Below are 20,791 nucleotides of genomic sequence, written 5' to 3'. Positions count from 1 at the left end.
TTCATGATTCGGTAGGCCCACTCCGGCACGGGTATGGCATGCGGATCCGGGCAATCAAGCTCGCTTAGCCCGCTACCTTCCAGAGCGTGATCGTGGCCGGCTGACCGCCGTTGCTGTAGTTGGCCTCCGATATTTTGGCACCGTTGACCTGCCCCTGCCAGCCCGTCGGGCAGCCGGTGTCGGTTAGCACGTAGCGGATATCAACCTTCTCCGCAGCCGGCTGGGCAAACGTTCCCTTGGAGCGCTGCACCAGGATCTCGCGGATGTCTTTTTCATTCCTGGGCCAGGCCAGGCCAAGGTTATAGAAGGCGGTGGGCAGGCCGGTCAGCGCCTTTACCCGGAAGGGGCTGATGCACGGATCAAACATCACAAGTTCCGAGGCCTGCCCCTTGCCGTCCACCGTTACCCGCAGCTCGGAGCCGGGTTCTGTCAGCGGCATCGCAGCTGTCTTGATTGCAAGGGCCTGCGGATCATTGAAGCTGGCCGTGCCGTAGTCGTGGACATAGTCCGAAAATTTCGAGTAGTCGGAGAGGGTCACGGCAAATGCAGCCACCACCGCCACGCATGCCGTCGCCACCACGATCCCCGGTGTGCGGCCGAAGGAGACGTCCACGTGCGCCGACGAGGCAGATCCATCGGGTGAGTCAGTGTTCCGGAGCTGCGCCGTCCGTCCCTCCCGCCAGAGACGCCAGCTACGGACGGCAACCTGGCAGAATACCGGAACCGCCGCCGCAGTGACCATAGTGAAGCTGTCGATCCAGAAACGGTAGGGCTCCTGGTTCGCGCCCCAAAGATCATTGCTGGCGACAAGGGGCCACGCGAAGACAGAGCCCAGGGCGAATGCCAGCCAGGCTTTATTCCTTTGGGTAATGCCAGCCCAGAAGATCAGGCCAAGCATAAGCAGCGGAACCAGCGCGCCGAGGACGCCGGTCCAAAGCGGCACGCCCAGGGCATTGGACGACAGTTCCCGGTAGGTCAGGAAATCATCCTTGTCCGCGAGACCAAGCAAAGTTCCGAGGATGGTGGGAGATGCTGCCAGTGCCAGCGACGCACAGGCGGCGATGACCGGAACCTTATATCTCCAGAGAACGAGGGCAAATCCCGGCGCAGCGGCAAGGAGGCCGGCCATCAGGGTCACCAGCGGGCCCGCCGTTGCCGCGATTGTCGTTCCGCCAAGGAGCACTCCGGCCAGCAGTCCCAGGCTCACGGCCGTGTGCCATTTGCGCCCGTACTTCAACAGCCCGTAGGCACCGGTTGCGTAGACGAGAAGGTAAACGGCAGTCAGGAAGGAGTAGGTTTGCACGTTGGCCAGGGCCCCCACCGCGGCGGCGGCAACAATCACGACGGCGGTACGCCCCTTCACGCCTGGCGACGCCTTGCCATCCAGCAGGGGAAACGTGACTCCTATGAGAAGGCAGATTGCCGTGACCGCAATCGACAGCGCCGCGGACTCGCCGTTAAGCGTAAACAGCACGCCGAAGGCACCCCAGAGAACGCCGTGGTTGTCGAGGGAATGGTGCCAGTTACCGGTGGCGGCGACCGCGAAGGTGCCGATAATGCTCGGCAAAAACCCGAGGACACCGAGGATTGGGACGCCGGACAGGCGGATCAGTAGCCAGCTGATGGCTGCCACCATGACGAATTGGAAGGCCAGGCCGGCAACTTGCCACGTGGCAATGATGTCGGTGTTGAAAAGCCGCGACAACAGACCAAGAAAGACGTAATACAGGCGCGGATAATGATTGGTGCCTGTTTCCGTGAACGGTTCGACGGCAGCCATGTTCCCGTTCTTGACGTTGACTGCAATCGCCAGGTAGGAGTACTGGTCGTATGGGAAATACTGGCGGAAGTTCTGCCAGCTGAACCCGGCACTCGTAGTGAGCGGGCGGACCTGGAGCACCCAGTACATCAGTCCTGACACTGTGATGGCGGCGGCTGAGACCATGTGCTGCCATTTGCTCCGGGACTTCTTGGCAGCTGTTTGCTGTGTCATTCCGCTGGATACCCCGATATTTTCCGTTGAATTTCTGGGCAGCTTCCCGGAGGCTGCTCGGTTACAAGTAAAGATTCTAAGGCCTGCGGCGCCAGCGACGGGTTCGCGGCCCCATGCCGGCGTCACACTGCATTCTCGCCAAACCGGTAGACTCTGTGCACATGACCAATGCAGTGACAGGCTCTTCGGCCAGCACCCATCGTATTTCCGTTGTCGTTCCTGTCTACCAGGGCGAAAAGACGCTTCCGGCGGTTGTTGCGGAACTTATGGGACTGGCGGAACCCCGGATTTCGCCGGCCGGCCACCGGTTTGTCATTGCAGAAGTCCTTCTTGTTTTCGACCACGGCCCGGACCGTTCAGCCGAGGTTATCCGCGACCTGGTAGCCCGCTACGACATTGTCCGCGGCGTGTGGCTCAGCCGCAACTTCGGACAGCACCCTGCAACCCTTGCGGGGATGGCTTCAGCCGGCGGCGACTGGGTTGTCACCATGGACGAGGACGGCCAGCACGATCCCGCCGCTATTGCCGACATGCTGGACACCGCCATGGCCCGGCAGTCCACTTTGGTTTATGCCCTGCCGAGCAACAAACCTCCGCACGGTTTCCTTCGCAATGCGGCGTCGAAGGGCGCGAAGAAAGTGGTGTCCGCGCTCCTGTCGAGTAACGATGCCCCCAATTACCAAAGCTTCCGGCTGGTTACCGGCGAGGTTGCCCGTTCCGTGGCCGCCTACGCAGGCAACGCCGTCTACCTTGATGTGGCGCTGGGCTGGATCGCGTCCAATGTCGCCACCTGCCCTGTAGCCCTGCGGGAAGAGGGCGACCGCGCGTCCGGCTATCGGTTGCGGACCCTGCTGTCCCACTTCTGGCGTATGGTCATCTCCAGCGGCACCCGGGGGCTCCGGCTGGTCAGCCTAATCGGGGCCCTGTTCGCGTTCCTGGGCATCTGCCTGGCCGTCTACCTCCTCATCGCCTACCTCACGGGACACGGCGCGGGGCAACAGGGCTGGACCTCCACGATGATTGTCATCCTCATCAGCACGGGGGCCATCCTTTTCTCCCTCGGGGTGATCGCAGAGTATGTTGGCGTCAACGTCAACATGGCTATGGGCAAGCCCGCATACCTGATCGTCAGCGATCCTGCTGTCGGCCCCCTGGGGAAGCCCAGCACCGTGGCGGCGCCGGCAGGGCACGGAACAGCCGGGGGAAACACGCCCAATGCCTGATCCGGTATGGGTCGTCGGCGCAGGCGGCCTGCTGGGACGCGGCCTCGTCTCCGTACTCAAGTCGAGGGGCCATGACGTACTCACCTCCTCTATTCCTTGGAACGATGCTGCCGCTGCCAAAGCGGCCCTGGCCGCCGGAGCCGAACAGCTGAGGACCCTCGCTGACGGCAGGCCCTGGGTGATTGCCTGGTGCGCCGGCGCCGGCGTTACCGGAACATCCCAATCCGAGCTGGACTCCGAACTCGAGGTCTTCAAGGCCACGCTCGATTCGGTAGCCGAAATCCTATGCACCCCGGGTTCCGCTCCGGGCCGGTTCTTCCTCGCTTCGTCAGCCGGCGGCGTTTATGCCGGTGCTCCGGATCCTCCGTACACCGAAGAGAGCACCCCCCAGCCCCTGGCTCCCTACGGTTTTGCGAAGCTCGCTGCGGAACAGGCCGTGACCGGGTTCGCAGCCACATCAGGCACCCGGGTGTTGATTGGCCGGGTGGCCAACCTCTATGGTCCTGGGCAAAACCTCGCCAAGCCCCAGGGCCTGATTTCGGTATTTGCCAAGGCTTACCTGACCGGACAGCCCGTGTCCGTCTACGTTTCCCTCGACACCCTGCGCGACTATATTTTCATTGACGACGCCGCGGCCTTGATAGCTGATTGCATCGACCGCCTGTCAGGATCCGACGTCGTCACCGGCCAGGCGGTGACGAAGATCATCGCGACCCAAAGGGCAGACACGATTGGTGCACTCATCGGGGCGTGCAAGACCGTTTTCAAGCGCCGACCGCGAATTGTGCTCGGTGCCTCGCCGTATGCGAAAGCACAGGCGCACGACCTGCGCCTGAGATCGGTAGTTTGGACGGAACTCGACAACCGCCCTTTCACTCCCCTTCCCGTGGGAATCGACGCAACGGTGCGGGATATGCAGACCCTCAGAAGCGCCTCCGGCTCCTTGTAGCGGAGCCAAGCCGCCGGCCGGCGGGTGCTGCGGAAAATGGGGGGAGCCGCCCCATTCGGTACCCTAGATGGAGCGTTAGCAACAGAAAGAGACCGTGCCGAGTTGAATATTCAAGAACGACCCTCAGCGGCCAGGACCGGAAATCCTGGTTGGTTGTGGGCCCTGGCCACACCGGTGGCCACCATACTGGCCGCGTTAGTGCCGGTCATTTTCAACCACCGGTTCTACTTCTACGACGACACCCAGATCGGCGCATATCCGATCTGGCGCGAAATAGGAGACATGCTCCGCTCCGGCCAGTGGCCATTGTTCAGCGCTGAAGGCTGGCAGGCAGGCAACTATGCCGCCGAGGGGCAGTGGGGCATTTTCAGCCCGGTGACGCTGGGGATCGGCTTGGCGTCAACATATTTCAGCAACGCCCTGGTCTTCTCTACCCTGGTCAAAGTGGTACTGCTGGCCACGGCCAGCGTCGGCATATATCTCGTCAGCCGCAGCCTCGGAGCCTTGCGACCCTGGGCTTTTGTGGCGGGGGTTGCATCCACGGTTGCGGGATTCACGGTCTATCTTGATTCCCCGTCGTGGGTAACGGGGCTGATGGTGTGGGCGTTCCTGCCGTTTGTCTGGTGGTCCCTTCGACGGATGTGCAACCAGCAAAAGTCGCCGCTACCCGTCCTCGTCTCGGGCTACCTCCTGGTAACCGTCGGATACGTGCACGGAACCATCATGATGGTCCTTCTGTTCGTTGCCGTCATTGTTGAATTGCTGGTCGGCCGGGACTGGAAGTCCCTCGTAAAGACCGTATCGTCAGGCGCGTTGCTTGGCCTGGTTGCCCTGGCTGTTTACCTTCCAGGAGTCCTGACCCTGCGGAGCACGGCCCGTACCCAGGTTGTAGCCAACACAAACTTCCTGACAGTGGACCTGACGGGCCTGGCCGGATCTGCGCTTCCAAGTAACCTCCCGCAGGTGGCTTCCTGGTGGTGGGGTCCGTTCGCTCCTGCACCTCTGACCTACATAGCGTGGTTCCTGCCGCTCTTTGCCCTGGTCAACTTCCGGCAGCTACGGCGCCTGACACCCGGGATGGCCAGCGTTCCGGTATTCCTGCTTTTGTCGTTGATGCTGACCCTCGCTCCCAGCGACCTCGGACCGCTCCGGACGCCTGTCCGCTTGATGCCCTACGTGTGCCTTGCCGCCATCGTGCTCTTCTGTGTGGCCCTTTCCTCGGCGCGGGTAAGCGCCGTCTCCCGCACGCGTTGGCTCAGCACCGCTGCTGTCTTCATGGGCAGTGTTTACCTTGGGTGGACCGGCAAACCGGAACTATGGGCAGTCAGCGCCCGCATGGTTCTCATCATGGCCGTCGGATTTGCCGTGACTGCGGTGGCATTGCGAATGATCCGGACCAGGTCAAAGGCCGACGGCGTGGTGGCCGCCGTTTTGGTGGCGACTTCCCTGGCACTGGCCTTTCCACAGCACTACTACTTTCCCAACCCGCCCGTCCAGGACTTCAAACTGCCGGCGGACACGTCGAAGTACTCCACACAGCTCTCCGGAGCGAAGGGCCAGGCAGTCGTTGTGGGCACGCCGTCCGCCCTCGACCCCTCCATTTGGAGCGAGTCCCTCGTAGGCAACATGTGGTATCTGAATCCCGTGTCTGTGCACAACCTCTACAGCCCTATCCAGAACGCCGCCTACTCGAAAGACCTCTGCATCGCCTCCCGCGGCGAGACCTGTAAGGAACTCAGTACAAAGCTGTTCGAAATCGACCCGACGTCGGGCAAGCCGCTCGCAGACCTCCTTCGCGTAGACACTGTCCAGATAGTCCGCGACGCCGCCGACACCTCAGGTGCCCAACTGGCCATGGCTGTTCCGCCGTCGGGCTGGTCTGTTGCCTCCCGGACTACGAATACGGTCATGTGGACGCGGGATACGCCCCTCGGGTCCGTGGGCGCTCCCGTCTACGCGTCCGAGGGAACTGTCGTCGACCCGGTGTCCAACTCCAGCTCCCAGGTCACCTTCAAAGTGAACGAGGTCCCGGCTTCGGGCGGAACCGTGACGCTGAGCCGCATTGCCTGGCCAGGCTATGCCGCTCAGGGCGCCACCATCGTCGATCCCCTCCGCGGCTACCTCCTGACTGTCAACGTGGCTCCGGACATGGCCGGCAAGACCGTGACCGTTTCGTTCCAGCCGCCAGGCTGGAACGTCGAAATCGCCTCCCTGGTTGCCGCATTGCTTCTGGGTGCCGCCTGGTCGCTGGTCCATGCGCTTCGCGGGCGCCGGCGGCCGGAGTCCCCTCACGAGTCAACGGCGGTCAGCGATAGCCGGGACGACTCCGGCCCCGGGGCTGACGCCGGTCCGGTGTCCACCCACTCCCCCGATCCCGCACTCCGCTCCGGCGAGGCAGAACCGGAATACGCTCTGAGAAAAGAGGACAAATAGTGGCTTCCCATCCGCCCGCAGCGGACGAGCCGGTGCGCGGAATCCATTCCGGGCCGCCCGGCCCGCTGATGAAAATCGTCAAAGACCAGCGAGTTGCGTTCCTCCTCGTTGGCGGCGCCAACACAGCCTTCAGCACTGGCCTCTTCATTGTTCTGGCCTTGGCCTTCCCGCAGGCCCCATCATTTATCCTTCTGTCCGCGTCGTGGACGATCTCGCTCATCGCAGTCTTCTTCGTCTACCGGAAGCTTGTCTTCCGCGTCAAAGGACACGTCTGGCTGGACCTGGGCCGATTCGCCCTCGTGAACCTCACGTCCCTGCTGGTGAACATCGGACTTCTTTCGGTGTTTGCTGATCTGCTGCACTTCCCGAGGATCCCGACGCAACTTGCCATCACCCTGTTGTCCGTAATCATCAGTTACTTCGGGCACCGGCACTTTTCATTCCGGCGCAAGCATTCACCGGAGCAAGCAGAGACCGCCACAATCAGCGGCACTAAAGAGGAAGAGACGGCATGACTCCGAAAGTCTCCATAGTCATCCCCGCATACAACAACGTCCAGTACATTGCTGAAACGCTCGATTCGGTTCTGAACCAGACTTATGACGATTACGAGGTTGTCATTGCCGACCACTCGTCAGTTGACGGAACGAAGGACGTCATCGACGGCTACAGCGGTCACCCGAAGCTCCGCATCCTTAGCCCCACGCCTGTCGGCGGCGGGGCGCAGGCCAACTGGAACAGAGTCAGTGCCGAGGCCAAAGGCAAGTACGTAAAACTGGTCTGTGGCGATGACATCATTGCACCGACAGCACTTGCCGAGCAGGTGGCAGCCTTCGATGCGCATCCGACGGCGGTCCTGGTAGCCAGCCAGCGCGACCTGGTCGACTCCAGCGGCGAGGTATTCATCAAAAGCAGGGGCCTTCAAGGCATCTCAGGACTGGTGAGCGGGGCAAAGGCCGTCCGGGCCACGGTTGTTGCCGGTTCCAACATCTTCGGGGAACCGGCGTGTGTCATGTTCCGCCGGGACCTGCTTGAGAAGGAAGGGGGCTGGGACAATACCCACCCGTACCTTATCGATGAGGCGACGTACGCCCGGATCTGCTTCCACGGTGACGTCGTGGCAATCCGTCGCAGCCTGGCCAAATTCCGCATCAGCGCCAGCCAGTGGAGCGTCCGACTGGCGAGGCAGCAGTCAGACCAGGCCATCGCGTTCCACAACCACGTTGCACGGACGCACCCGGGTGTCCTCAGCCGTCTTGATCTGCTGACTGGCAATCTGAAGGCTGTGGCCATGTCCTATGCCCGCAGGCTGGCGTACATGCGGCTACGCAAGCGCATGGGCCATGAACACGCGGTGGAAAGTACCGTCTAGGACGATTTCCGGTCGGCCGCGCCATGGATGTGGCTGTGGCCGACCTCGGGATCATCAACGGCCCGTTCCGGGATTTGCTGGGTCGACATCACGCGCATCTTACGGCGGGCGGGTTCTTCGAAGAACCGCCACAGGCAGTAGCCAAACACGGACACCACGGCCGGTATCAGGATGAAGCCGAGCTTGGCCCCCACCGTTCCCGTGCCGAGGGTCGCCGGGAATGTCATCTGCAGCTTCCAGAAGATCTCAATCAGCGGCATGTGCACGAGGTAGATGCTGTAGGAGGCCATTCCGCCCACCACCAGCGCTTTACTGCCCAGGACCTTTGCCACATGCCGGTCGGCCATTCCCAGGGCTCCGACAATCACCACGAGTACAGGGATCAGCAGTCCTATGTAACGCGGCCGGGCGGTGAGATCCATCCAGTAGCATCCGGCAATAATGACGGCCGTCGCCAGGACAATGATGTGGCTTGCCATCAGGCGGTTCCGGGCAGTGTCAGGCACCCGCTGGACGATATAGAACATGAGCGCCCCGGCCATAAAGGCGCACAGGATGCGGAGCAGCCACATCCAGCCGGCGTAGAGGCCCAGCACGTAGGAAAAGAACACCACGGGAAACAGGAGCACTCCGGCCATGATCACCAGGGAGCGGGTGCTGAGCGACCTGTTGAGGCGGAAAATCAGAAGGACCATCACGGGGAACAAAAGGTACGCGAATGCCTCGGCGGAGACTGACCACGCGGCTCCGTTCCAGGTCAACCGGTCAAAACCGGGCTCAGTCCACTGCACCACAAGCGTGAGTTGGCGCAGGAAGCTGCCAACGCTGTAGTCGCGCACATCTACAGGATCATCACTTTGCCGGGCGAGAAGGATCCCGTGCCATACGGCGGCGAACACCAGCATGAATACATACGCCGGCCAGACACGCGCCAGGCGAGCCCACCAGAACTTGACGGTGGCATTACGATCCAACCGCCACCCCATGCGCTCACCGTAGTTCAATGCCAGCACATAGCCGCTGAGTGCGAAGAAGAGGTCGACGCCGAGTTCCCCGTGGGCAAGAACCGGTCCGATGACGTGTCCCAACCAAGGAAACTCCGAGGCAATGTTGCCGCGAACGTGGAACAGCACTACCCACATCGCCGCTACGATGCGCACGCCGGTCAGCGCGTGGACCTGTTGCACTGCGCGGGCAGCCGTCTTGGGTGGCGTCTGTAACATGACATTTTCCGGCATGCAGTTCCTCTGCGTTATCAGGGCGGGATTCCCTCGGGACTTTCGCTGGGTCCGCGCCTCAAGGGCACTCTTTCCAGACTACCGGATGGCTGCGTGCAGTCGGCGACATGGACGGCACCCGGCGGCCGGGCGAAAGGCCCCGCCGTGATACTTTCGAGGGATGGGAAATAACCTCTATCTCATTGCCTCCGGCGGAAATCCGAACTACGGCGATGAGCTGATCGTGGCGTCCTGGCTGCGATTCCTTGCCCGCGTCCGGCCGGACGCATCCGTATGGCTGGACTGCCCGCAGCCGGGTACGGCAACCGCATTGTTTGCCGGGATCCATCCCGGCTTCCACGCCACCAATACGCTCTGGCGTTCCTGCGCCGAAGCTCCGGACCAGTCTGCGCAGGCGGTATGGGACCACGTCGGCAACCTCGTGGCCCACGGAGGTACCCCCATGTATGACGTCGGCCTCCTTGCCCTCGGCCAGGCGGATTCCATTCACCTCCTGGGCGGCGGTTATGTCAATGGCGTATGGCCTGACCATGTGGGGCTTGTTTCGGGCATGGCAGCTGCAGGCAAGCTGAACGGCGCCCGCCTCGTCGCCTCCGGCCTCGGCCTGATGCCGCTGCCGGAGAACGCCGAACAGCTGCAGAAGACCTTTGCAGATTTCTCAGCCGTCAGTGTCCGCGATGATCCCAGCGCGGATTTCCTGGGCCTCGAGACCGGGCTGGATGACGTGTTCCTTGGACTGCCCCACGAGCTCAGCCGGAGCAAGAACTCGCAAGCGGTCGTGTCCCGCGCGAAAGACGTGATGCTGTGCATCCAGAGCGACATGACCGATGAGGACACTTTCGATCGGCTCAGGGAAAAGCTGCGCGCCGTTGTTGAACAGTCGCTCGCACAGGGCCTGACGGTCGGCTACGTTGAGGCGATCCCAGGATCGGACCGGCGCATGTTCGACGCCTTGGAAGGCCTAATCCCCGAAGAGAATTTCGTACCCTTTACGCAAGTCTGGAGTGACGGCCTTCCCGTCCGCCGCGGGCAGCTCTGGTACACGTCCCGCTACCATCCCCACATGGTGGCGGCCTCTGCCGGCGCCAAGGGTGTGGCCATCGGCATCCTGGACGACTACTACGACATCAAGCACCGTTCACTGCTGGATCTCGGAACCGGGTGGACCTACGCCTCCACCAAGGACGACGCCGCCCTGCCGGAGCCGACCGGCTCCCCGGACTTTGAAGCAACGGCGTTGCGACTGGCGAGCCTCAAGCGTGCAGAGGCTCTTTCACTGTATCCGGTCAAGTAACCCCGGGAGGCCTGGGACCGCATTGCAGCGGCCACAAAAGACATGGGGCCCCGCTTGGTGACTGGGAGCAGTTCACCAAGCGGGGCCCCACGTTACTTAGGAACCAAGCCTTCAGCGGACGCTGCGGGCCATTTTCGGCTTGGGGTCGAACTTGAGGCCCGCAAGGATCTGCTTGGCAACCTGGAGCTGTAGCCGGCGTCCTACACCGCCCTTGACCATCCAGGCGTAGGTGGTTGCCACGAACTGTATCCAGGCAAGTTTGTCGTCATGGTGCCAGCGGTAGGATGACTCGTTCCGCGCCCCGTAGAAGAACTTCCATGCATTGCCGGGATTCAGGTCCCCGAAGTTCACCCCGCGGTTCGTCGGCATATCGTGCGTCACAACGCTGTCGAGGATCTGGACTCCGGGTCCGTCAGCGCTAATCCGAAGCGTGTACTCCATGTCGTCGAACCAGATGAAGTATTCCACCAACGGCAGGCCGTACTTAGCGATGGAGCGGCGCGGAATCAGGACTGAAACGAAAGAACAGTTGGTGATCAGCACCGCCCGCTGGCCTTTGGCGATTAGGCGTCCCCAGTCCCAGGTGGCGCCCGCGTTGTTCATCTCGCAGATCGAGCCGTCCGTATAGCGGACCAGGGAGCAGCTGTACGGTACGTTGCGGCCGAGTTCCTGTTCCGCTTCCGAGTGGCCGGTCAGGAGTTTCTCAAGTGCCGTTTCCTCGGTGTAGCAGTCATCGTCCATAATCCAGACCCAGTCGGCGCCGCGCTCGTAAGCACGTTCCATGCCGGCGGCGAACCCACCAGCCCCGCCCGTGTTGGAATCAAGCCGGACAACTTCCACGCGGGGATCGTCGTCGTACACGGACAGTAGCTGCGGCGTTGAGTCAGTGCTGGCGTTGTCGATCACAATCAACCGATCGACGGGCCGGGTCTGGGCAAGGATTGAGTCCAAAACCCTTCCGAGCTTGTCGACCCGGTTGTAGGTGACGACTACGGCTGCGACCTGGTCGGTCATGCTTTCCATCCTTCGTAAAGTTCAGTGGTCCACTTCCGCGCTTCGGGGAGTTCCTTCAGCGCGGCAATCTTCTGCCTTTGTTCTTCCACAATCTCTTCGCGCAGCTCCTCCGAGGCCATGATCGCCTTGGTCCGCTCGACAGCTTCCCTGATGAACGCGAGCGGTTGCCTCGGAACGAGGGCCTTGGCGGAAACGAGGGAAGCCTGGGAGCCGACGTCGGTAGACAAGACCGCCACGTCCTGGGCCGTCGCCTCGAAAGTTGTCAGGGTGAGTCCCTCGTTGTCCGAAGAAATCACCAGCAGGTCCGAATCCGCAAGCGTGTCATCCACGGGATGCGGTGGCTGGCGCAGCTCAAGGTGATTCGTCAGCCCGTACTTGGCAATCAGCCGCGAGGTCTCTTCTTCCAGCGCTCCGGAGCCGTGGAGGATAAAGCGCACCTCCCGGTCCGCGGAGCGCTTCAGCTGGGCTGCATAACGGAGGAACAGATACGGTCGCTTCTGCTGGCTGAGACGGCCCACGAAGGAGATGGTGAACGGGCGTCCAAGTTCCTTCTCGATCTTCGGGGCGGCATGGACTTCGTTCAAGCCGTAGAGCGGAGCGAGCGAAACCTTTTCCTTGGGGACATCGCGCTGCAGGACCATGTAGTCCCGCAGCTGCGGCGAGATGACGTGGTGCATGTCGATGGCGTTGGAGAGTTTCACGGCCAGTTCGACGAACCCGCCGGTCCGCCATTCGACGACATGCAGGGAGTCCGCCGTCCGGATCCGCGGATCCATGGCTTTGAACCACGCGAGCCGGTGGTAAAGCCACCCGTTGTGGTGGACATGGATTCCGTGGACTTCAAACTTCGTCAGCAGCGCCAACAGGAGTTGGGTTTCTTCCTCGTCCGAAATGGGAAGATTAACCGGCAGCACCAGCGCACCGTCGAGTTCTGGCCGCACAATCCAGGGGTGGGCAGACTCGCGGTCTGTCAGCACGATGGGCAGGAACCCGGCCTCGCGGGCCAAGGCAATGGTTTCAATTGCCCAGCGTTCCGCACCGCCCATTTCCAGCCAATGCAGCCCGAAAATGATGGCACGTTCGCCGTGTTCCGACGGCCTGGGCAACGGCGCAGACGATTCGATCGGCGCTAGCCTCTGGGGCCGGCGGTTCGGCGTGATGCGCTTTTCGTAGTAGTCGGTCAGGCCCTGGCGCAGGGCGTCGAACGCGATAGGCGCACCGAAACGGGCCCGGCGCAGCACTTTGGCTTTCCGGCCGGGACGATCGTAGAAGGTTGCCCCGCCTTCGGCCCGTTCTCCTCCAAGGTCGAGGACCAGGGGCACGGGAGCCGAGTCAGCAGGCACTGTTGCCGGCACCGTGCTCTTGACACCCACCGTGCAAACGACAGCCCGGTTCGGCTCCCACTCATGCCTATGGCAGGCGTACCCGGTCAGTCGCGGAAACTCTCCGTCCGGGGCCCGGAGGACGATGACCTTGAATTCACGGCCAGGCTGGATCAGTGCATGGTAGTTCAAGCCGCCCACAAGCAGGCCAAGCTCCCGCTTGGAAAGTCGAGGCTCTCCGCCTGCCAGCCCTGAACCGCCGTCGTCAATTACTTCGAAGAGCTTTCGGGCCCTACTCATCTGCACTCCCTACTGCATTCGTGTTCATGTGTCAGTTTCGTTCTAGCTTTCCCGGAGAAGGCGGACTGCTTCCCCGATCGGCCCGTCTGCAACTTTCTTGCCTTGCCGCAGCACCACGCCCCTGTCACAGACTCGGCTCACCATGTCGAGGTCATGGCTGACGACGACGAGCGTGCAGCCTGACTCACGGAGTTCCTGGATGCGCGCAAGGCACTTCTTTTGGAATGGTTCGTCGCCCACCGAGAGGATTTCATCAATCAGGAAGACATCAGGGTTCGTATGAACGGCGACTGAAAACGCAAGGCGCAGGAACATACCGGATGAGTAGAACTTCACCTCGGTATCAATGAACTTTCCAATTTCGGAGAATGCGACGATCTCGTCAAAACGCGCTTCCGTCTCCTTCTCGGTCATTCCAAGAAGGACGCCGTTCAGGAACACATTCTCACGGCCTGTCAGGTCCGGGTGAAAACCTGCGCCCACTTCAATGAGCCCGGCCACCTTGCCGCGTGTCCTGACACTCCCGGAATCGGTACTCATAACACCGGAGATCAGTTTGAGGAGGGTGGACTTTCCCGAACCGTTAAAGCCCAGCAGGGCGACCGACTCCCCGATACCGACGGTGACGTCCACTCCGTCCAACGCCATGAATGTCGAGGAAAGGTCTCCGCGGCGGCCCTTGAAGAGCCAGACCACGGTTTCTTTGAGGGACCGGGTGTGGCGGAGATTAAAGCGTTTCGATACGTTCTCGACAATGATTGCTTCTGCAGTCATCACAACTCCTGCGCGAATCTGCCCTCAAGGCGACGGAATACGGTCTGGCCAATTGCGAGGATCACCAGTGAGATCAACAAACCCACCGGCAGCCATAGCGAAATGAGGTTCTCCGGCATCCGGGCGCCTTCTGCGGCAGAGCGCACCGCGGCAGTCGGTGCCCAGAATGCGAAATGGAACAATTCAACGGCAATGGTCATCGGGTTGAGCTGGTAGAAGAAGTAGAAGGTCTCCCCCAGCGTGTCCCGAACGAGATACCAGGCGTAAAGTACCGGCGAAAGCCACGTGGCCATCATGAGCATCAGATCAACGATGTTTTCGGAGTCCCGGAACATGACGTTGGCTGCGGCAAACAGTAGGCCGAGGCCGAGGGACAGCATGGCGACAATGACGAATGCACCTATGGCTCCGAGGATCTGGAAGATGCTCGGCGACCATCCGAAAAAGAAGCAGGCGAACAGCAGAATCAGGAACTGCGGGAGGAAGTGGACGATAGCTACCCAAACGGACGCCACCGGGAACAGCTCACGAGGCAGGAAGATCTTCTTTACCAGGGCGCCGTTTGCAACGACGGACCGGGTTGCATTGCTGAAGGCCTCGGAAAAGAAGTTCACCAGAATGATGCCCGAGAACATGTAGATCACGAAGTTGGGCTGCTTGTTCAGGCCCAGGAAGACCCCGAGGGCGAAATAGAACACAATGAATTGCACACCGGGCTTGACATAGCTCCAGAGCAGGCCAAGCACCGAATTGCGGTAGCGCACCTTGAGTTCTTTGCGCACGATCAACCGCAGGAGTTCACGGCGCCGGAGCACGTCCAAGAGGCCGCCGCCCTTGTCGGGAGCAGCCAACAGCTCAGCGCTCATGCGTCTACCCCTCCGCTTTCCAGCTTCGTTCCAGACACAAAATGGGGGCGGATCTGGTTGTCAAACATCGTCAGGGCTGAGCCGATCGCCATGTGCATGTCGAGGTACTTGTATGTGCCCAGCCGGCCGCCGAAGAGAACGTCCTGCTCGGCAGCCGCGAGGTCGCGGTACTTCAGCAGGCGTTCGCGGTCGGCCGCGGTGTTGATCGGGTAGTACGGCTCGTCGCCCTTCTCCGCCGCCCGCGAGAATTCACGCATGATGACGGTCTTTTCACTCTGGTAGTCACGCTCCGGGTGAAAATGGCGGGGTTCGATAATGCGCGTAAACGGGACGTCGTCGTCGTTGTAGTTCACCACTGACGTTCCCTGGAAGTCTCCGACGTCGAGCACTTCCTCTTCGAAGTCGATAGTCCGCCAGGACAGGTCGCCCTCCGCGAAGTCGAAGTATCGGTCCACCGGACCGGTGTAGACGACGGGGATGTTCCCTACGACCTTGTTCTTGCTGTACTCGTGCGACTCATCGAAGAAGTCGGTGTTGAGCCGGACCTCAATGTTCGGGTGCTCCGCCATCTTTTCGATCCATGCGGTGTAGCCGTTGGTCGGCAGGCCTTCGTACTTGTCGTTGAAATAGCGGTTGTCGTAGTTGTAGCGCACCGGGAGGCGGGAGATGATTCCCGCGGGCAGGTCCTTCGGATCCGTCTGCCACTGCTTGCCGGTGTAGTGCTTGATGAACGCCTCGTACAGCGGCCGGCCGATCAGCTGGATGCCCTTGTCGTTCAGGTTCTGGGGATCAGTGCCCGCAAGCTCGCCAGCCTGTTCCTGGATCAGCTCCCGGGCCTGACCCGGCGTCAGGTTGGCGCGGAAGAACTGGTTGATCGTGGCGAGGTTGATCGGCAACGAGTACACCTCGCCCTTGTGGACGCCGTAGACCTTGTGCACATAGTTCGTGAACGTCGTGAATCGGTTGACGTACTCCCACACCCGCTCGTTGGATGTGTGGAACAGATGGGCCCCGTAGCGGTGCACCTCGATGCCGGTCTGCTCCTCCTTTTCGCTGTAGGCATTGCCACCGATATGGTGGCGCCGGTCGAGGACAACGACCTTCAAGCCCAGCTCAGTAGCGGCCTGTTCTGCGATTGTCAGGCCGAAAAAGCCCGACCCTACGATGACGAGGTCAGCGGTCACAAAATCTCCTGATTCGAATGCGGGCAGCCCAATGTTGTGCATTGGCTGCGGCTCTAGCCTACCCGAGGCTGTGCCGCCAGTAGTGAATCCCGGGCTCAGCGCGGGCTTATCCACATAGCCCATAGCGGCCGATGTCCCGCGGCTATGCACGGCGGTAGCTTGGGCAGAAACCGACTCATTACCACCGGAAAGCACCCCATGACGCTCCACTGCACCCTGGTCCGCGGGCCCGATGCCGGCAGCGCCGGTCCCCCGCTCGAACTCACTATTGAGTCCCCGCACGGGGCCTCCGGCCTCTTGCTGCAGGAAGCCCTGGAGCGGGACTACGGCACGGGGGAACTGTCGGTATCCGGTCTTCCGTTGTCCGGGCTCTTTGTGGGCGCCCAGCCGCTCGTCAACGGCGCCGTCATCGTTGACGGTGCCGGACAGCGTCCTCCTGAGGACGGCGACGGAAGGTCCGTGACGCTGCTGGCCGCTGTACACAGCGGTCCGGCTGCGGGGACGGTGGTACCCCTGCGGCGCGGCAGGTATCGGATCGGCCGGAGCGGCACGGAAATCGCCATTCCGGATGCTGCACTGTCGCGCGAACACGCCAGGTTGGACGTCACGGACACGGCTGTCACCATCGCCGATTTAGGCAGTGTCAATGGGACCTTCGTAGACGGGAAGAGGGTGACGCAGACTTCGGTTTCAACGTGTTCCCTCATCAGGTGCGGAAATTCGACCCTGTCCATCGTGTTCTGCCCCGGCCCGGACCGTCGGCTTCCGGAGCGGGAGGCTGCCGGAGCCAGTGTGGCAGAGCCACTGAAGATTCCGCATCGTCCTGAAGGCGGCAATAGAGGTGTCCTGCTCCTCACCGCAGTACTGCCGCTGCTCATTGGCGTGGGGCTGGCGGTTATCACCGGGATGTGGATGTTTCTGGCCTTTACGGCGGTTTCCGCATTCTCGGTGCTCGTTCCCGTGATGGCCGGCCGCCGCCAGCGGTGCCAGCTCAAGTCATTGGTCGCTATCGCCGTTGAAGAAGACATTGAACGACGACGGCGGTCCGCGCCATCCGCGGCCGAACTCGTCCTCAGGGGGCAAACCGACCACTCGGATCCGCCAGCAGGACCGGCCATTCCCGACGACGTTGCCTTGCGGCTCGGCCTGGCAGAGCAACTGGCCAACATCAGCCTGGATCCGGCCGACCCGGATTTTGAGGCGCCGGCGGTGGGGCTCATGCCCTTCATTCATCAGCTTTCCGACCTCACATTTATCCGCGGTCCGCAGCAGGACGTCGCCGGCCTGATCCGGTTTGTGATCATGCAGCTCACAAGCTGCCGGTCTTCGTCACGGACCCGGGTCCTGGTGCACGGATCACCCCCAACTCTTCCGCTGACCGCCCGCTACCTCACGCCGGTAACGCTTTCGTCCAGCCTCCGGACCACGTCAGACCTCCTGGAGCGCGGCATTGACCGGGCGCAGGAACGTGGTGTGTTGATTTTGACCGGCGGCGTCGACGGGTCAGCCGGACTTCCAGTCGTGTCTGCCGCTGCGATAAGCCGCGGCTGGCAGGTTCTTGACTGCACCCAGGCAGGTGCGGCCACACCGGGCACGGTCATCGAACTCGGAGGGGCCGCCGCCCGGGTATGCGCTCCGGGCTCCGCGACGGACTTCATCCCTGATCTCGTCCCCGAGACATTCTTCGACCGGTATTGCCGCATCATGGCACCGCGGCTTGAGCGCAGTCCAGGTTCCGGGCCGGGCGTGCCGCATAACTGCTCCATGGCCGACCTTCTTGCGGGTTCCGCCACCGACACGGCCGGCCGTTGGGCGGCCGGCCGCCGGAGTCCGGGCCTCTCCGTTCCCATCGGAATGGCGGCACAGGGTCCCCGCATGCTGGACCTTGAGTCGGACGGCCCGCATCTCCTGGTGGCAGGCACCACGGGCTCCGGGAAATCCGAACTCCTCCGGAGCCTCGCGGCCGGACTAGCACTCAGCTACCCGCCGGATCGGATCAATTTCCTCTTTATTGATTTCAAAGGCGGTTCGGGCCTGGGTCCGTTGACGGGCCTTCCCCACTGCGTGGGCATGCTCACGGACCTCACCAGGCACGAGCTGGACCGCGCGCTGATCTCCCTGCGCGCGGAAATACGACACCGGGAGGAATTGCTTTCAGCCGCGCAAGCCCCGGACCTGGCGAGCTACAGGTCCGGGGGCTCCGCGGCCGGTCCGCTTCCCCATCTGGTCCTCATCATCGACGAATTTCGAATGCTCGTCGAAGACGCCCCTGAAGCCCTCAAGGAACTGATGCGGATCGCGGCGATCGGACGGTCGCTGGGCATACACCTGATCATGGCCACACAGCGGCCCCAAGGAGCGCTTACGGCGGACATCCGCGCCAACGTCACCACCAGTATTGCGCTGCGTGTCCAGTCGGAGATGGAATCGGTCGACATCATCAATTCCAGGGTCGCCGCCGGAATTCCGCTGTCCTCTCCCGGGCGGGCCTATTTCGCCCGCGGGATGGAGGATCCCGTCGAGTTTCAGACGGCGTCCCTGGCCGGCGCCGAAGCTGCGTTGGGTGCTTCCGCCGTCAGGGTCCGCGGCGCTGAGGAGGCCCTCGTGGCCTCCACAGCGGACGGGCATGCAGCCCCTCGGCCGGGACCGTCTCCGGCCCTGGCAGCCGGCCCTGTTGTCACATCGCTGGTGCAACTCTGGGACGCAATGGAAGGCGCTGCGCCCCGTCGTCCCGTGGCCATGCCGCTGCCATCGATGGTGTCCCTTGCCGACTCCGACGCGGCAGGCGAATCCGCTCCCTGCGGCTGGTGCGTGCAACTGGGACGACTGGACGAGCCTGACCTGCAGCGCGTGTCACGGCTGGCATGGAAACCATCCGACCACGGCCATCTGGCCCTAATCGGCGGACGAGGCAGCGGGGTGGAGGAAGCTTTGGACCTCGCACTGCAGCAACTGCTCGTGCATGAGGTGGAATCGCACGTCTACCTGCTCGATGCCGGAAACTCTTTCAGCTCCGCCCGTTCGCTGCCGCGGGTGGGCGCAGCGGCAGGACTTCACGAACTCCGCCGGGCCGTCAGGATCCTGGAACGCGTTGCACTCGAGATTTCCCTGCGGCTCAGCCACTCCGCGGAGGATGTTCGGCCACCACTTGTCCTGGTGCTTGCGGGCTGGGGTTCGTGGGTCTCATCACTTCGGGCCGGGCCGCTGGCCTGGGCGGAAGACCTTGTCCAGGACATCATCCGGGATGGTGCCAAGGCAGGCGTGTCGGTGCTCATAGCCGGCGACCGTGAGGTAGTAACGTCCCGGTTCTTCGCGGCTGTCCCCAACCGGGCCTTCTTTCCCACCGGCTCCACCGAAGAGGGCCGACTTGCGTGGCCGCGGTTGCCTGGCGTTGCGATGGTCCGCGGACGGGCAGTCGTATTCGGCCCGTTCACCGGCAGCCAGGGATCCGCAGCCCAGTTTTATGCCGCGTCCCCGGCGGGATTGACAAGCGCCGCCATGGTCAGGGAACCAGCAGCCAGGCCTTTCAGAGTCGAAGCGCTGCCGAGTCGCTTGAGCGTCTCCGATGTGCTGGCGCGCGTCGCTGATCTCCCTGCGCTACAGACCAACCGGGAGGGGGCCGTAGGCGCAAACAAGAACCGCAAGATTGTCATCGGCATCGGCGGCGACGAACTTGTCCCGGCGACTGTCCGTCTGCCACCGGGAAGCGTCTTACCGGTTCTGGGAGGCCCGTCCTCCGGCAAGAGTTCCCTGCTCTTGGCCATTCCGCACTTGAACCCGGATGTTCCCGGATGGTTTGTTCCCGGCCGGGAGGATGTAGCCGCCAACTATTGGGCGGACGTCCTGGCCGGCGCTGATTCGGGCGGGATCGACAACGACTCGATATTGCTCGTGGATGATGCCGATATGCAGACGCCGGAAGCCAACCGGCACCTCTCAGCCCTGCACGGGCTCGGGTTCGCGCTGATACTGACGGCGGGGTTCAGCACAACACTCAGCCAGCGGGCACCGCTGGCGTCACAGGCGCGCGGGCAAGGCACCGGGATACTCATCGCACCGCGGAACATCACGGACGGGGACTTCTTCGGCGTTCGCTTCGAGGTGGAGCCCAACCCGCCACCCGGGCGGGGGGTCCTGATTGCCGAGGGCCGCACAAGTTCCGTGCAGCTGGCAGCCGGACCCGGCCCCAGCCCGCAGGTCACAGTGCGGGGGGCGCCCCGCCCGCCCGCGAAGCAAAACTGATCACTTGCTTGGTGAACAGCAGCACCACTGCGAGAGCGGCCGGCAGCAGCATAGCGATTCCTGCGGCAACGTAGCCGCCGTTAAGAGTGGGAAATCCTATCGTCAGGACAAACAACTGGGCCACCAGGGCCCCCGCCCTTGGCCACCGGTATCCCCGGAAGAGGAAATATGCAACAGCGTAAAGCCAGGCTGCAAATGACAGCAGGAGCGCCAGGGTAAACACTGCCCCCCAAAACGAAAGCACCGGTGCGCCCGTCACCAGCTGAATGGCATACCAGCCCGCTGCTACAAGGAGAGCCGTGGCTTCCGCGGCCACGATGAGGGACACAACGGCGACCGCCGGCGGCCGTACGGCCCGGGCTCCCGGGGAGGCAGGACTGGGGCCGGGATGGTTCTCTGGGGGTCTTGACACACTGGCACCATACCGGACATAGTCGGTTAGCGGGGAGGGCGCTGGCGACCTATGTGACGTATCGCTCACGCTTAAGAGGCACTTCTTAGACGATTACCCCTTGTTTACACAGCGTTAACATGACACGCTTAATTCAGATGACCAAGGGGACCCGGCAGGGTCCCTTTCTTATGTA

15 protein-coding genes are annotated in these 20,791 nt (G+C 62.4%); 7 read left to right on the top strand and 8 right to left on the bottom strand.

Annotated elements, in window-relative coordinates; all coding sequences use genetic code 11:
- Positions 1-64 precede the first annotated feature (64 nt).
- Positions 65-1,993: a hypothetical protein gene (locus tag ACFVWT_RS04045; protein WP_390245449.1), complete on the bottom strand. Its 1,929-nt coding sequence runs from the start codon at positions 1,991-1,993 to the stop codon at positions 65-67.
- Between the two features lie 161 nt (positions 1,994-2,154).
- Here ACFVWT_RS04045 and ACFVWT_RS04040 point away from each other — a divergent pair, with 161 nt between their 5' ends.
- From ACFVWT_RS04040 to ACFVWT_RS04020, 5 genes are all read left to right on the top strand, one after another.
- Positions 2,155-3,216 (top strand): glycosyltransferase, encoded by a 1,062-nt coding sequence (locus ACFVWT_RS04040; RefSeq protein WP_390245447.1) that lies wholly within the window; start codon positions 2,155-2,157, stop codon positions 3,214-3,216.
- On the top strand, positions 3,209-4,165 hold the full coding sequence (locus ACFVWT_RS04035) for an NAD-dependent epimerase/dehydratase family protein (RefSeq protein WP_390245445.1): 957 nt from the start codon (positions 3,209-3,211) through the stop codon (positions 4,163-4,165). Before ACFVWT_RS04040 ends, ACFVWT_RS04035 begins: the two co-directional genes overlap by 8 nt.
- Before the next feature lie 198 nt (positions 4,166-4,363).
- Complete coding sequence (locus tag ACFVWT_RS04030) at positions 4,364-6,598, top strand: hypothetical protein (protein ID WP_390245443.1); 2,235 nt, start codon at positions 4,364-4,366, stop codon at positions 6,596-6,598.
- Positions 6,598-7,113 carry a GtrA family protein gene (locus tag ACFVWT_RS04025; protein WP_390245441.1) on the top strand — a complete coding sequence of 172 codons (516 nt, stop codon included), beginning with the start codon at positions 6,598-6,600 and terminating at the stop codon, positions 7,111-7,113. The genes ACFVWT_RS04030 and ACFVWT_RS04025 overlap by 1 nt, the downstream gene beginning before the upstream one ends.
- Positions 7,110-7,970 (top strand): glycosyltransferase family 2 protein, encoded by an 861-nt coding sequence (locus tag ACFVWT_RS04020; RefSeq protein WP_390245439.1) that lies wholly within the window; start codon positions 7,110-7,112, stop codon positions 7,968-7,970. Before ACFVWT_RS04025 ends, ACFVWT_RS04020 begins: the two co-directional genes overlap by 4 nt.
- On the opposite strand, the gene ACFVWT_RS04015 is transcribed toward ACFVWT_RS04020, so the two are convergent.
- Positions 7,967-9,193, bottom strand: a complete 1,227-nt coding sequence (locus ACFVWT_RS04015; protein WP_390245437.1) for an acyltransferase family protein — start codon at positions 9,191-9,193, stop codon at positions 7,967-7,969. The genes ACFVWT_RS04020 and ACFVWT_RS04015 overlap by 4 nt on opposite strands.
- Before the next feature lie 175 nt (positions 9,194-9,368).
- Between ACFVWT_RS04015 and ACFVWT_RS04010 the strand changes: the two genes are divergently transcribed.
- Positions 9,369-10,502, top strand: a complete 1,134-nt coding sequence (locus tag ACFVWT_RS04010) for a polysaccharide pyruvyl transferase family protein (RefSeq protein WP_390245435.1) — start codon at positions 9,369-9,371, stop codon at positions 10,500-10,502.
- 111 nt (positions 10,503-10,613) lie between these two features.
- Here the strand turns inward: ACFVWT_RS04010 and ACFVWT_RS04005 are convergent, their stop codons facing one another.
- From ACFVWT_RS04005 to glf, 5 genes are read right to left on the bottom strand one after another with little or no spacing between them, the layout of a single operon-like run.
- Positions 10,614-11,516 carry a glycosyltransferase family 2 protein gene (locus ACFVWT_RS04005; RefSeq protein ID WP_390245433.1) on the bottom strand — a complete coding sequence of 301 codons (903 nt, stop codon included), beginning with the start codon at positions 11,514-11,516 and terminating at the stop codon, positions 10,614-10,616.
- Entirely contained in the window at positions 11,513-13,138 is a 1,626-nt protein-coding gene (locus ACFVWT_RS04000) for a glycosyltransferase (RefSeq protein WP_390245431.1), read from the bottom strand. Before ACFVWT_RS04000 ends, ACFVWT_RS04005 begins: the two co-directional genes overlap by 4 nt.
- A 42-nt stretch (positions 13,139-13,180) precedes the next feature.
- The gene (locus tag ACFVWT_RS03995) at positions 13,181-13,912 is read right to left on the bottom strand and encodes an ABC transporter ATP-binding protein (protein ID WP_390247060.1); all 732 of its coding nucleotides are present in this window, start codon (positions 13,910-13,912) and stop codon (positions 13,181-13,183) included.
- Positions 13,912-14,778 carry an ABC transporter permease gene (locus tag ACFVWT_RS03990; protein WP_390245430.1) on the bottom strand — a complete coding sequence of 289 codons (867 nt, stop codon included), beginning with the start codon at positions 14,776-14,778 and terminating at the stop codon, positions 13,912-13,914. Before ACFVWT_RS03990 ends, ACFVWT_RS03995 begins: the two co-directional genes overlap by 1 nt.
- Positions 14,775-15,962: a UDP-galactopyranose mutase gene (gene glf / locus ACFVWT_RS03985; protein WP_390245429.1), complete on the bottom strand. Its 1,188-nt coding sequence runs from the start codon at positions 15,960-15,962 to the stop codon at positions 14,775-14,777. The genes ACFVWT_RS03990 and glf overlap by 4 nt, the downstream gene beginning before the upstream one ends.
- Before the next feature lie 198 nt (positions 15,963-16,160).
- Between glf and ACFVWT_RS03980 the strand changes: the two genes are divergently transcribed.
- Positions 16,161-20,204, top strand: coding sequence for an FtsK/SpoIIIE domain-containing protein (locus ACFVWT_RS03980; protein WP_390245427.1), 4,044 nt, complete (start codon positions 16,161-16,163; stop codon positions 20,202-20,204).
- On the opposite strand, the gene ACFVWT_RS03975 is transcribed toward ACFVWT_RS03980, so the two are convergent.
- Positions 20,161-20,616 (bottom strand): hypothetical protein, encoded by a 456-nt coding sequence (locus tag ACFVWT_RS03975; protein ID WP_390245425.1) that lies wholly within the window; start codon positions 20,614-20,616, stop codon positions 20,161-20,163. The two genes, ACFVWT_RS03980 and ACFVWT_RS03975, sit on opposite strands and share 44 nt — an antisense overlap.
- Between the last annotated feature and the right edge of the window lie 175 nt (positions 20,617-20,791).

This window comes from Arthrobacter sp. NPDC058288 (assembly GCF_042880995.1).
In the GTDB taxonomy this organism is placed as follows: domain Bacteria; phylum Actinomycetota; class Actinomycetes; order Actinomycetales; family Micrococcaceae; genus Arthrobacter.
The sequence above is the reverse complement of the archived record's forward strand: the minus strand, read 5'-3'. Positions and strand labels throughout refer to the sequence as shown.